Source organism: Actinomycetospora sp. NBRC 106378, from assembly GCF_030269685.1.
Taxonomy (GTDB): domain Bacteria; phylum Actinomycetota; class Actinomycetes; order Mycobacteriales; family Pseudonocardiaceae; genus Actinomycetospora.
Genome location: NZ_BSTT01000020.1, coordinates 75,381 through 87,150 on the forward strand (window position 1 = coordinate 75,381; position 11,770 = coordinate 87,150).

Below are 11,770 nucleotides of genomic sequence, written 5' to 3' on the forward strand. Positions count from 1 at the left end.
AGTGGGTCCCGTGAACAGCACCGAAACCCGGCGCAGCCGTCCCGCGCGGGAAGACCTCGACGAGGCCGCCTCGCTGCTCGACGTGTCGGTCCCGGACGACTGGTCGGCCCTGGACACCCGCGCGGTGGACACCGTCCGCGTGCTGGCGGCCGACGCCGTGCAGCGCTGCGGGAGCGGGCATCCGGGCACCGCGATGTCGTTGGCGCCGCTGGCCTACACCCTCTTCCAGCGCGTGATGCGCCACGATCCCGGCGACCCCGGCTGGGAGGGCCGCGACCGGTTCGTCCTGTCCTGCGGCCACTCCAGCCTGACGCTCTACCTGCAGCTGTTCCTGTCCGGGTACGGGATGGAGCTGGGCGACCTCGAGCAGCTGCGCACGTGGGGCTCGCAGACGCCGGGGCACCCCGAGTACGGGCACACGCCCGGCGTCGAGATCACCACCGGCCCGCTCGGGCAGGGCCTGGCCGCCGCCGTCGGGATGGCCATGGCCGCCCGCCGGGAGCGCGGTCTGTTCGATCCGGACGCGCCGCCCGGCGGGAGCCCGTTCGACCACGTCGTCTACGTGATCGCCTCGGACGGCGACATCGAGGAGGGCGTCACTGCCGAGGCGTCGTCGCTCGCCGGGCGTCAGGAGCTCGGCAACCTCGTCGTGATCTACGACGACAACCGCATCTCGATCGAGGACGACACCGCGATCGCGGTGTCCGAGGACGTGGTCGGACGCTACGAGGCCTACGGCTGGCACGTCCAGACCGTGCGCGGCGGCGAGAACGTGACCGGTATCGCGGAGGCGCTGCGCCGCGCGACCGCCGAGACCGGGCGGCCCTCGTTCATCGCGCTGCGGACGATCATCGGGTTCCCGGCCCCGGAGTCGATGAACACCGGCGCCGCCCACGGCTCCGCGCTCGGCGAGGACGAGGTCTCGAAGGTCAAGGAGATCCTCGGCTTCGATCCGGCGAAGAGCTTCGCCGTCGAGGACGAGGTGCTCGCCCACGCCCGCAGGGTCGGGGAACGGGCCCGGGAGGCGCGCCGGACCTGGCAGGAGTCGTTCGACGCGTGGGCGCGGGCGAACCCGGAACGGTGCGCGCTGCACGCGCGGATGGCGCGTCGGGAGCTCCCCGACGGGTGGGGTGACCACCTGCCGGACTGGGACCCCGGCGACGACCCCCTCGCCACCCGCAAGGCGTTCGCGAAGGTCCTCGAGTCCGTCGGAGACGTGCTGCCCGAACTCTGGGGCGGCTCGGCCGACCTCGCGGAGAGCAACAACACGACGATCGCCGGCGCCGACTCGTTCGGACCGGGCACAGTGAAGACCGAGCTGTGGGGCCAGGCATCCCCCTACGGCCGCACCCTGCACTTCGGCGTCCGCGAACACGCCATGGGCGCCGTCCTCAACGGCGTCGTCCTCCACGGCGGCACCCGCGTCTACGGCGGGACCTTCCTGATCTTCAGCGACTACATGCGACCGGCGGTGCGCCTCGCGGCCCTGATGAAGCTGCCGACGATCTACGTCTGGACCCACGACTCGATCGGGCTCGGCGAGGACGGGCCGACCCACCAGCCCGTCGAGCACCTCGCCGCGTTGCGGGCGATCCCGGGGCTCGCCCTGGTCCGCCCCGCCGACGCCCGCGAGACCGCGGCGGCCTTCCGCGGGATCCTCGAGCGCCCGACCGGGCCGGCCGGGCTCGCTCTGACCCGGCAGAACGTCCCGGTCCTCGCGGGCGTCACCACCGAGGGCGTCCTGCGCGGCGGGTACACCATCGCCGAGGCCGACCCCGCGGCGTCCGGTGACGGACCGCCGGAGGTCCTGCTGATCGCCACCGGCTCCGAGGTCGCCCTGGCCCTCGAGGCCCGCGCGATCCTGCAGGCGGACGGGGTGCGCACCCGGGTCGTCTCCATGCCGTGCGTCGAGTGGTTCGACGCCCAGGAGGAGTCCTACCGGCAGGCCGTGCTGCCGCCGGGAACGACCGCCCGGGTGGCGGTGGAGGCCGCCGTCGGGTCGACGTGGCACCGCTTCGTCGGAGACCGCGGCGAGATCGTCTCGATCGAGCACTTCGGCGCCAGCGCCGACCACAGGACCCTCTACGAGCGGTTCGGGCTCACCGCCGACGCCGTCGTCGACGCCGCCCGCCGCTCGCTGTCACGGATCTCCCCGGACCCTGCGGTGCCCACCGGTCCCGGGACGTGACGCGACCCGCCGTCCGGTCCCCGGTCGGCCGACCCGGCCCGGTCCCCGCCCTGGGCGAGGCCCGCGTCGACCCCCCGAGAGCCTCGCACGAGGACATGTCGAACACCGATCAGGAGACACCATGAAATTGCAGGTAGCACTCGACGTCCCGACGCTGGCCGACGCGCTGGAGCTGGCGCGCAAGGTCGCGGAGCACGTCGACATCCTCGAGCTGGGCACGCCGCTGATCAAGTCCGAGGGCGTGAGCGCCATCGGCGCGATCAAGGCGGCGCACCCGGACAAGCTCGTGTTCGCCGACCTGAAGACCGCGGACGCGGGCGAGCTCGAGGCCAACCTCGCCTTCGCGGTGGGCGCCGACCTCGTCACGGTGATGGGCACGGCGGACGACGACACCATCAGCGGCGCGGTGGAGGCCGGCCGGCAGGCCGGGATGCGCGTCGTCGCCGACATGATCACCGTCGTCGACGGCCGCGTGGAGCGCATCAAGGAGGTGTCGGCCCTGGGGGTGTCCTTCGTGGAGATCCACGCCGGGCTCGACGAGCAGGCCCGGCCCGGGTACACGATCGACGCGTTGCTCGCCGACGGCCGGGAGGCCGGTGTCCCGTTCTCCATCGCCGGAGGCGTCAGCGTCGACACCATCGCCTCGGTCCAGGACGCCGGCGCCGAGGTCGCGGTGGTCGGCGGGTCGATCTACAACGCCGACGACCCGGGCGCCGCGGCGAAGGCGATCCGGGACGCGATGCGTCCCGAGTCCGCCGACGCGGCGTCGGGCTCGGCCGCCCGGAGCTGACCGGGCGCCCGGAACCCGCCGGTCGGTCGACGGGCGGGTCCCCGGGGCACCGCGACGGCCACCCCGGCGCCGTCGGGAGCGTGCCGGCTAGCCGTCGGCCGCGTCCGCGACCGCCTCCAGTTCGACGAGCGACTCCTCGAGGTACCCGAGCAGCTTCTGCAGGCGCGGCACGGCCCGCCGGTCGCCCGTGAGTCCGAACTCCATGTTGTCGGCGTAGGAGAACACCGTCATGTTCAGCGCCTGCCCGTCGAGCGGGATCGACACGGGGTAGAGGCCGGAGAGCTTCGCGCCGTGCCAGTACAGCGGGTCCTTGGGCCCCGGCACGTTCGAGATGATCAGGTTGAAGCCGGGGTTGAGCACCGACGACAGGCCCGGCACCGTCCCGAGCGGGAGGGGCGCGGCGACGGCCAGCGACAGGGCGGCGACGGCCATCGGGTCGCGCTGGTCGAGGTTGCCCTTGGCCGCCCTGCCCGAGGCCTTGATGCGATCGAGCCGGACGGCGGGGTCGGGCTCGTCGGTCGCGAGGGTCACGAGGATGGCGCCGAGCTGGTTGCCCGAGCCGGTGGTGCCCAGCGACACCGGGAGGGCCGCGACGAGGGAGCGGTCGGGGAGCTCGTCGAGCTCGGACATGTAGCGACGCAGCGCGCCGGAGCACATGGCGAGGACGACGTCGTTGACCGTCGACCCGGTCCGCTCGCGCACCCGTTGGATGCGCTTGATCGGCCAGGACTCGGCGGCGAAGCGCCGGGCGCCGGTGATCGGCACGTTGAGCATGCTGTGCGGCGCCTCGAAGGGCAGCGCGGTGTCGCGGTGGGCGAGCCCGTCGTAGAACGCGTTCGCCAGGGCCGGCGCGACGCCGAGGGCCGAGTTCGTGGTGCGGACGGTCTCGGCGACCGCGGAGGCCACGGTCCGCGCGCCCTCGGTGACCGCGGAGCCGACGCGCTCCAGCACGCCCGTCTCCCGCGTCGCGATCTCGGTGGACGGCTTCTTCTTCCGGGACCGCGGGTCGACCTGCCAGAACGGCGGCGTCTCGGGGTCGTCGGGGTCGGTCGAGAGCGTCTTCTGCAGGTGCCGCGCGCCGGTGACGCCGTCCATCATCGCGTGGTGGAACTTGAAGTAGGCGGCGAAGCGGTCGCCCTCCACGCCCTCGATGAGGTGGAACTCCCAGAGCGGGCGGTGCCGGTCGAGCAGGGTGCCGTGCAGGCGGGACACCAGCTCGAGGAGCTCGCGGATCCGGCCCGGGCGGGGCAGCGCCGAGAGCCGCACGTGGTACTCGAGGTCGAGGTCCTCCTCGGGCTCCCAGGCCCACTGGCCGAGGGTGCCGACCGTGCGGACGGCACGGCGGGCGAAGAGCGGTGCCACGGTCCGGTCGGACACGAGCCGACGGTGCAGGTCGCTCAGGAAGTCCGGCCCCGCGCCCTCCGGGCGGTCGAAGAGCAGCAGGGACCCGACGTGGGTCGGATGCTCCCGCGACTCGGCGAGCAGGAACATCGAGTCCCTGAACGACATCACACCCATGCGAACCATCCTCCCGCCGCGGACCTGTGCCGGGAAGGACGTCCCGCACCGCCCCGGGATGACGTCGACCTCACCGCGATCATGGTGATGCCCGTCTCACGTGTCCGTGAAACGGAGCAGCGCCTCTTCGAGCTCTGCCAGCGACGCCACCTCGACCCCGCCGCTGCGGCGCACGGCCGCCCCGATCATGAGGTTGTAGCGCAGGCCCTCCTCGCCGCCCTGGCGCAGGTCGTTCCGGTAGGCGATGACCGGCCTGCCGTGCGCGGCGGCCCAGGCCACCTCCACCACGGTGCCGTTGTCCGGCGGTTCCTGGTCCAGGCAGGCGACCACGAGGTCGGCGCGCTCCGCGATCGACGCGAGGTGGATGTCCCCGAGTGCGAGCCAGTGGTCGTCGCCGGTAGGCAGGTCCACCGCCCAGGGGTCGATGACGTCGACGTGTCGGCCGACCAGGGGCAGCAGCTGTTCGGTGTAGAAGAGCCGGGTGGACTCGGCGAAGCCGTAGGGGCTGGCGACGTAGGCGATCACGCCCACCACGCTGGCAGGAAAGCGTCGTTGCCGGCGTCCAGTGGCAGGGACGCCACATCGTCGAGAGGGACCGGATGCGCGTCGTGATCACCGGGGCGGGCGGGTTCGTCGGCCGCCACGTCGCTGCCGCCTTCCGGACGGCGGGCCACGACGTCGTCGCGCTCGACCGTGCGGCGCTCGACGTGACCGACCCCGCCGCCGTCGGGCGTGCGCTCGCCGGGGCCGACGTCGTCGGTCACCTCGCCGCCCGCGTGCGGGTGCGGGAGTCCCGGGAGGACCCGGCCGGCTACTGGCGCACGAACCTGGACGGCACCCGGAACGTGCTCGCGGCCTGCTCACCCGCGACACGGGTCGTGCTCGCGTCGACCGCCTCGATCCACACCGCGTCCGACGCGCCGATCGCCGAGGACGCCCCGCTCGGGCCCACCAGCCCCTACGCCGCGAGCAAGCTCGCCGCCGACCTCCTCGCGCGCGACCTCGCCGCGGCGGGAGGACCCGGCGTCGTGAGCCTCCGGACCTTCAACGTGGCCGGACCCGGCGACCGCGACACGTCTCGCGTCCTCCCCGCGCTGCTCTCCGGGCGCCCGTTCCGGGTCAACGGCGACGGCTCCGCGGTGCGCGACTACCTGCACGTCGCCGACCTGGCCGACGCCGTCGTGGCGGCCGTCGACGCCGCGGAGCCGGGGACGTGGCGGCCCTATGCGGTCGGGTCCGGGCGCGGCACCTCGGTCGCGGAGCTCGTCGACACCGTCGCGCGGGTCACCGGGGAGCGCGTCCTGGTGGAGCACGGACCCGCCGTCGCCGAACCCGCGCGGCTCGTGGCGGATCACTCGCGGATCACCGCCGAGCTCGGCTGGCGCCCGCGGCGCTCCGACCCTCGGCGTGTCGTCGCGGACACCTGGTCGTCGATGCGGAGGTACGCCGAGTAGAAGGCGACGAGCCGGGCGACCGCGGCGTCGACGTGGACCGGCTCGTCGTACATCTCGTAGTGGCCCGCGCCCTCGATCACCATCAGGTCGACGGGGTTCGGCGCGAGCTCCCAGAGCCGCATCCCGGACTCGTAGGACCCGGTGTTCCCGCGGCGCCCGGCGAGCACGACCTGCAGCGGCTGGGTCAGGAGCTCCTCGACCAGGTGGAAGGGGTCGTAGCCCACGAGCAGGGCGTCGCCGCGCCGGAGCCGGAGGTTCGTGGAGTTCTCGTGTCGGCCGCGACCGGTGCGGTAGTACGTGATGGCCTGGGTGGTGTCGATGTCGGTCAGGCCGACCTCGGCGGCCTCCTCGAGCGTGTCGGGCAGCCAGCTCTCCCGGTCCGGCGCGCCGGCACGGTTCTCGGCCCGACGCACGTCGGCGAGGGCGTCGAGCCCGGCCACCGGCCCGTCGGGCTGGAAGGCGCGGAAGGAGGCCCCCATGTCGCCGGGGACGACGACGCCGACGGCCTTGATGCGATGGTCCGTGCGGGCGGTGTGCACCGCGTAGCCGCCGCCGGCACAGATGCCCAGGACACCGATCCGCTCCGCGTCGATGCCGGGCAGGGTGTCGAGCACGTCGACGGCGTAGGAGATGTCCTCGCCGCGGCGGTAGGGGTCCTCGAGGTCACGGGGCTCGCCGCCGCTGCGTCCCTGGTGGGCGGGGTCGAACACGAGTGCGGCGAAACCGGCGGCGGCGAGCCGGGACGCGTAGTTCGCACCGATCTGCTCCTTCACACTGCTGCCCGGGGTGGACAGCACGACGGCGGGGAGGGGCACGGTCCCGTCGTGGGCGTCGGGCCGGTGGAGGTCGGCCGCGAGCTCGATCGGCCCGCGCGGGATCGTGAGGTGCTCGATCATCGTGAGGTCGTCCCGTCGTCGCGAAGTCGGTACATCTCTACGCTAGTACGAAACGGAACCATCATGTCGCACGACGCCGCGCAGTTGTGGACGTTGAACCACCGCCTGCTGACGACGGTGCTGGACGGCTGCGCGGGCGAGCTGGCGGAGCTCGGCCTCGACACGAAGGAGTTCTTCGTGCTCGCCGAGGTGGAGGCCGTCCCGTACCCCGCCGAGCTCGCCGCCCGGCTCGTCGTCCCGAAGGCGAGCATGACGGTGTACGTGCGGAACCTGGTCGCGAAGGGGTTCGTGCACCGCGAGATCGACGACGCCGACCTGCGGCGGCACCGCCTGGTGCTCACGTCCACGGGCCGGACCACCCGGGACCGGGCGCTCGCGGCGCTGGCCGCCGAGTTCGATCGCCGCCTGACGCGCATCGGGCCGGACGACCGGCGGGAACTGCAGCGCATCCTCGGGGATCTGGTCGACCCCTGAGCGCCCCGGGGGGGCCGAGCGGACGGCGCCCCCGACGGGTCGGGTCAGCGGGCCGCGGGCGGCGGTCGCTCGCCCCGGGCCGGTGGCCGGAGGTGCCGGGCACCGCTCCCCTTGACCCGGGCCCCGCCCGCGACGCTGTGGCGGATGCCGTTGTAGACGAGGTCCCAGAGCGCGGGGTTGGCGTGCAGTTCGTTCGTGGGAGCGGTGGTGCGACGGTCCTGGTCGTCGAGGAACGTGATCCAGTGCTGGCCGGTACCGACGCCGACCGTGATCTCGCGCAGGGCGTAGACGTCGACCCAGGTCCGGCGGGTCTGCAGGTAGTCGGCGCCGGCGGCGAGGTAGGTCCGGGACACGCTGCGCGCGCCGAGGGCGGCGACGACCGCGAAGACGACCCAGAGCCACCAGAAGCCGAGGACCCGGACGTCGAGCAGCGCGGTGAAGCCGAGGATCGCCGCGCCCAGCGCGACGAAGTACAGGCCGTCGTAACGCCGGGCGCGGTAGACCTCGAGCGGCCGGGATCGTTCGGGTGGCGGAGGGAGCAGGCCCTCGACCGCCGAGAGGTCGGTGCCGTCCGCGCCGAGGTGCAGGCTGCCGCGCTCGATCGTCCCGGCCAGGGACCACCGTGGCGCCGACGGTGGCCGGGGGAGGCCGGTGTCGGCGTCCGGACGACCGGGTAGCGGGGGGTCGCCGAGGCCCCAGGTGTGGGTGCTCACGTGAACCAGCCCTCGATGGTGTCCCAGTGGTCGCCGATGGCCCACGAGACCGCGAAGCCGGCGCCGACGGCCACCAGCGTGGCCGGTCCGCCCGCGATGGCGAGGCCGGTGAGCGCGGCGACGCCGGCGGTGGTGGCGATGGAGGCCGCGGTCTGGGTGACGTTCTTGGCCGTGGCCGACTCCACCGAGCGGCCGGCGGCGACGTCGACGCCGATGCCCGCGGTCGTGGTGAACAGGCTCGCGTAGGGCACGGCGCGCAGCACCGGCGCGGCGCGGCCGAGCAGGCCGCCGGCCCCCTCCAGGCGCGGGGCGGCCCCGGAGACCTCGATCGCCGGGCCGATCACGGGCCTGTCCTGCAGCCCGAACAGGAGCCGGCGGTTGGAGGCGGCCGCCGCGTCGGAGCGGTGCGCGAGGCGACGGGCCTCCTCGTAGCGGGCACGGGGGTTCACCGAGCTCGCTCCAGGGGCGGCGGGTCCGACGAGGAGCGCCTGCTGCCACAGCCGGGCCTCCTCGCCGTAGCGGGCCCCGACCCGCGCCCAGGCGTCGCCCGCGCCGGCCAGGGTGGAAGCGGTGGCCAGCGGCACGAGGGCGCCGCGGTAGCTCCACGTGAAGCCGGGGCTGTCCAGCACGCCGGTGGGTCCGGCGAGCCCGGCGCGCAGGCGGTCCTGGGCCTCGGCGTAGCGGACGCGGGCGGCGGAGGCCACGGTGCTCGCCTCGTCGAAGGCGCGCTCCTGGGCGGTGGTGGTCGCCGTGGGGTCGCCGATGACGTCGCCCTGCACCGGCAGCCCGGCGTCGGCCGCGACGGCGCGGGCGCGGGCCATGTCGGCCTGTACGGCGTCGAGGCTCCCGGCGAAGTCGGCCAGGGCGCGAGCGGCGGAGCGGGCGTTCCCCGCGACCTGGTCGCCCGCGGTGCCCAGCCGGCGCGCCTGGTCGCGGAACCCGTCGCCGGCCGTGCCGTCCCAGGCTCCCGCCGACTGCCGGCGGACGGCGTCGATCCGGTCGGAGGTCGTCTCGGCGTCCCGGCCGACGGTGTCGAGCCACTGCGCGGTGGCGCGGCAGGACCCGGCGTCCGCGTCGATGGCGGTGTCGACGGGCATCGGCTCACCCGCCCGGGACGGCAGCGGCGGACGGCTCCGGCGGATCTCCCACGCCCGGCAGTGTGCCGATCCCGGAGTCCCGACGGGGCCCGTTCGGGACAAGTGGCGAGCAGGACGCCGCGCGGGCAGGCGTGCCACGACCCGGTGGCCAGTGGCGCCCCCGGCAGGACTCGAACCTGCGACCTTGGCATTAGAAGGGCCTTGCTCTGTCCAGCTGAGCTACGGGGGCCGACCCGTCGTCAGCGTAGTCGGGGTGGCCCGGATCGCAGCTCAGGCCCGGGAGGCCACCTACCCTGGACGCGTGGCCCGTCCGAGCACCACCGACGCCGCGGAGCCGACCGCCCCGGTCGCCCGTCGTCCCTCCACGGCCGGGACGGTGCTCGCGCAGGTCGTGCCCGGTGCGGCCGTCGCCGCCGTCGTGGCCCTCGCGCTGACCGCGCTGTCGGGGGCGGAGACCTACGCCCGGCTCGGCCTGCCCGACCCCGGACCCGTCGTCACCTACGGCCTCCCGGTCGTGCGCGCGCTGACCGAGTCGGTCGCCGTCGTGACCGTCGGGGCCCTGCTGCTCGCGGCGCTCCTCGTACCGCCCCGTGGTCTCGGGTGGCTGGGAGCGGACGGCTACCGGGCCGTGCGCGTCGCCTCCTGGACCGCGGCCGCGTGGGCCGGCGGAGCGCTGGTCACGGGGGTCTTCGCGGTCGCGGACGCCTTCGCACGCCCCCTCTCGGTCGTCCTGACGACGAGCACGCTGAGCGAGTCCCTCGACGGCCTCCCGGCCGCGCGCATCTGGTTCCTGACGGCGGGTGTGGCGATCGTCTGCGCGGTCCTGTGCCGTCTGGCGTTGTCCTGGCACGCCGCGCTGGGGGCCTTCGCGCTGGCGGTGCTCGGACTCCTCCCGGCCGCGTTCGGCGGGCATTCCGGGACCGGCAGCGCGCACGACATCGCCATGAACAGTCTCGCGCTGCACGTCGTCGCCGCGGCTCTCTGGGTCGGGGGGCTGGTCGCCGTCCTCGTGCACGCCGTGGTCGGCGGCGGCGACCTGGTGACGGGACTGGGACGGTTCTCGACGACGGCCTTCTGGTGCTGGGTGGTCCTCGCGCTCTCGGGGACCGTCAACGCCCTGCTGCGGGTCAACCCCGCCGACCTGCTCACCAGCACCTACGGCCTGCTGCTCCTGGCCAAGATCGCAGGACTGGTCGTGCTCGGGGTGTTCGGCGCCGCGCACCGCGCGCGCACCGTCCCGGAGGTGGCCGCGGGTTCGCGCGTCGCGCTCGTCCGGCTGGGCGGTGTCGAGGTGCTGATCATGTTCGCCACGGTGGGGGTCGCGGTCGCCCTCGGGCGCACCCCGCCGCCCGAACCGTCCGGACCGCTCCCGACGCGGGTCGAGGCGTTGCTCGGATACCCGCTCGACCGGCCGCTCGACCTGGCGGGCCTGGTGACGACCGCGCGTCCGGACCTGGTGCTCGGCACGCTCGCGGTCGTCGCCGCACTGGTCTACCTCGCCGGGGTGCGGCGTCTCCGGCGACGGGGGGTGGCGTGGCCCGGGGGCCGGACGGCGTCGTGGCTCGTCGGGTGCGGGGTCCTGCTCGTCGCCACCTCGAGCGGGATCGGGACGTACGCCCCCGCCCAGTTCAGCGTCCACATGGCGCAGCAGGTGCTGGTCATGGTCGTGGTCGCCCCGGCCTGGGTGCTGGGGCGTCCGGCGACGCTGCTCGCCGCCGTCCGGCCGGCCGCGACCGACGGCCCGCCCGGGCCGCAGGAGTGGGTGGCCGGGATCGGGCGCTCCCGCATCGGCCGTTTCCTGACGACGCCGGTGGTCGCGACGGTCGTCCTCGTCGCGACCGCGTGGGCCCTGGACGTCGGTGGCGTGTTCGACGCCCTCGTTCCCGAGCACGTCGGACACCTGTCGATGACGGTGTGCGCCCTGGCCGCGGGCTGTCTGTTCGCGGGGGTGGCGACCGACGCCCGCCTCGCGCGGCGGGTGCGGGCGGGGATGGTGCTCGTGGCGGCGGTCGCCCAGGGAGGGCTGTCCGTGGTCGTGGCGGGCTCGTCACGGGTGGTCGGGGCCGAGTACTGGCGGCAACTCGGGCTGCCGTTCGTGGACCGGTCGGCGGACCAGACCCTCGGCGCGTTGGTCCTCGCCGTCGCGGTGCTCCCGCTGCTCGCGCTGCTCGTCACGCTGCGCAGGCCCTCTGACGTGCAGGTTTCATCCTGACCGACCCCCGGTGAACGAGCCGTTCCGCGGGGGCGTACTGTTCTCATCGCTCCCGGGGAACGGACGCTGAAGCGGCCGGCCGGGAGAGCGGATCACCGATGAGGAGCACTCCTCCGGGTCCGGTACAGCCGAAGACGAGGCGATTCGCCTGCCGCTGAGGCAGGGATCGGAGCGCCTCACCGGTCGCTCTCACTCGGGCGGGCCGCGCCGGGGGTCACCCCCCGGAAACGCCCCCGAAAAGCATCCGGTACAGTGGGAATCACCGCGAACGAAACCGCCGAGAAATCGGCTGGCAGAAGCGCGTGTGGTCGTCCTTTGAGAACTCAACAGTGTGCTGACGTTTTGTGTGTTCTGGCCCCAGCTTTTGGTTGGGGTTTCTTTGAGTAGCTAGTTTTTGTCAGAGGTCTTGATTGGTCTCTAACGGTTTT

At 74.1% G+C, this 11,770-nt stretch carries 10 protein-coding genes and 1 tRNA gene; 5 read left to right on the plus strand and 6 right to left on the minus strand.

Annotation, left to right across the window (positions count from 1 at the left end; genetic code table 11):
• The first annotated feature begins 73 nt into the window (after positions 1-73).
• Together tkt and hxlA are read left to right on the plus strand one after the other, a co-directional pair.
• Positions 74-2,188, plus strand: a complete 2,115-nt coding sequence (gene tkt, locus QSK00_RS28250) for a transketolase (protein WP_285596465.1) — start codon at positions 74-76, stop codon at positions 2,186-2,188.
• Positions 2,189-2,309: 121 nt separating this feature from the next.
• Positions 2,310-2,978, plus strand: coding sequence for a 3-hexulose-6-phosphate synthase (hxlA, locus tag QSK00_RS28255; RefSeq protein WP_285596430.1), 669 nt, complete (start codon positions 2,310-2,312; stop codon positions 2,976-2,978).
• 87 nt (positions 2,979-3,065) lie between these two features.
• Here hxlA and QSK00_RS28260 read toward each other — a convergent pair whose 3' ends face one another.
• Together QSK00_RS28260 and QSK00_RS28265 are read right to left on the minus strand one after the other, a co-directional pair.
• On the minus strand, positions 3,066-4,496 hold the full coding sequence (locus QSK00_RS28260) for a WS/DGAT/MGAT family O-acyltransferase (RefSeq protein ID WP_285596433.1): 1,431 nt from the start codon (positions 4,494-4,496) through the stop codon (positions 3,066-3,068).
• A 96-nt stretch (positions 4,497-4,592) separates the two neighbouring features.
• A complete protein-coding gene (locus QSK00_RS28265) occupies positions 4,593-5,021 on the minus strand; it encodes a nucleoside 2-deoxyribosyltransferase (RefSeq protein WP_285596435.1) in 429 nt (142 codons plus the stop codon).
• 74 nt (positions 5,022-5,095) lie between these two features.
• On the opposite strand from QSK00_RS28265, the gene QSK00_RS28270 reads away from it, so the two are divergent.
• Complete coding sequence (locus QSK00_RS28270) at positions 5,096-5,950, plus strand: NAD-dependent epimerase/dehydratase family protein (RefSeq protein ID WP_285596437.1); 855 nt, start codon at positions 5,096-5,098, stop codon at positions 5,948-5,950.
• Here the strand turns inward: QSK00_RS28270 and QSK00_RS28275 are convergent.
• Positions 5,848-6,846 (minus strand): alpha/beta hydrolase, encoded by a 999-nt coding sequence (locus QSK00_RS28275; RefSeq protein ID WP_285596439.1) that lies wholly within the window; start codon positions 6,844-6,846, stop codon positions 5,848-5,850. The genes QSK00_RS28270 and QSK00_RS28275 overlap by 103 nt on opposite strands.
• A gap of 63 nt (positions 6,847-6,909) precedes the next feature.
• Here QSK00_RS28275 and QSK00_RS28280 point away from each other — a divergent pair, with 63 nt between their 5' ends.
• On the plus strand, positions 6,910-7,320 hold the full coding sequence (locus QSK00_RS28280) for a MarR family winged helix-turn-helix transcriptional regulator (protein ID WP_285596441.1): 411 nt from the start codon (positions 6,910-6,912) through the stop codon (positions 7,318-7,320).
• 44 nt (positions 7,321-7,364) lie between these two features.
• On the opposite strand, the gene QSK00_RS28285 is transcribed toward QSK00_RS28280, so the two are convergent.
• From QSK00_RS28285 to QSK00_RS28295, 3 genes are all read right to left on the minus strand, one after another.
• A complete protein-coding gene (locus QSK00_RS28285) occupies positions 7,365-8,033 on the minus strand; it encodes an NfeD family protein (protein ID WP_285596443.1) in 669 nt (222 codons plus the stop codon).
• Complete coding sequence (locus QSK00_RS28290) at positions 8,030-9,130, minus strand: hypothetical protein (protein WP_285596445.1); 1,101 nt, start codon at positions 9,128-9,130, stop codon at positions 8,030-8,032. Before QSK00_RS28290 ends, QSK00_RS28285 begins: the two co-directional genes overlap by 4 nt.
• 152 nt (positions 9,131-9,282) lie before the next feature.
• Positions 9,283-9,359 (minus strand) — tRNA-Arg (locus tag QSK00_RS28295).
• Positions 9,360-9,431: 72 nt separating this feature from the next.
• Between QSK00_RS28295 and QSK00_RS28300 the strand changes: the two genes are divergently transcribed.
• Positions 9,432-11,342: a bifunctional copper resistance protein CopD/cytochrome c oxidase assembly protein gene (locus QSK00_RS28300; protein ID WP_285596447.1), complete on the plus strand. Its 1,911-nt coding sequence runs from the start codon at positions 9,432-9,434 to the stop codon at positions 11,340-11,342.
• Positions 11,343-11,770 lie beyond the last annotated feature (428 nt).

Coding starts and splice junctions, on each gene's coding strand:
- hxlA (WP_285596430.1), top strand. CDS start 2,310: ATGAAATTGCAGGTAGCACTCGACGTCCCGACGCTGGCCGACGCGCTG.
- QSK00_RS28260 (WP_285596433.1), bottom strand. CDS start 4,496: ATGGGTGTGATGTCGTTCAGGGACTCGATGTTCCTGCTCGCCGAGTCG.
- QSK00_RS28270 (WP_285596437.1), top strand. CDS start 5,096: ATGCGCGTCGTGATCACCGGGGCGGGCGGGTTCGTCGGCCGCCACGTC.
- QSK00_RS28275 (WP_285596439.1), bottom strand. CDS start 6,846: ATGATCGAGCACCTCACGATCCCGCGCGGGCCGATCGAGCTCGCGGCC.
- QSK00_RS28280 (WP_285596441.1), top strand. CDS start 6,910: ATGTCGCACGACGCCGCGCAGTTGTGGACGTTGAACCACCGCCTGCTG.
- QSK00_RS28290 (WP_285596445.1), bottom strand. CDS start 9,130: ATGCCCGTCGACACCGCCATCGACGCGGACGCCGGGTCCTGCCGCGCC.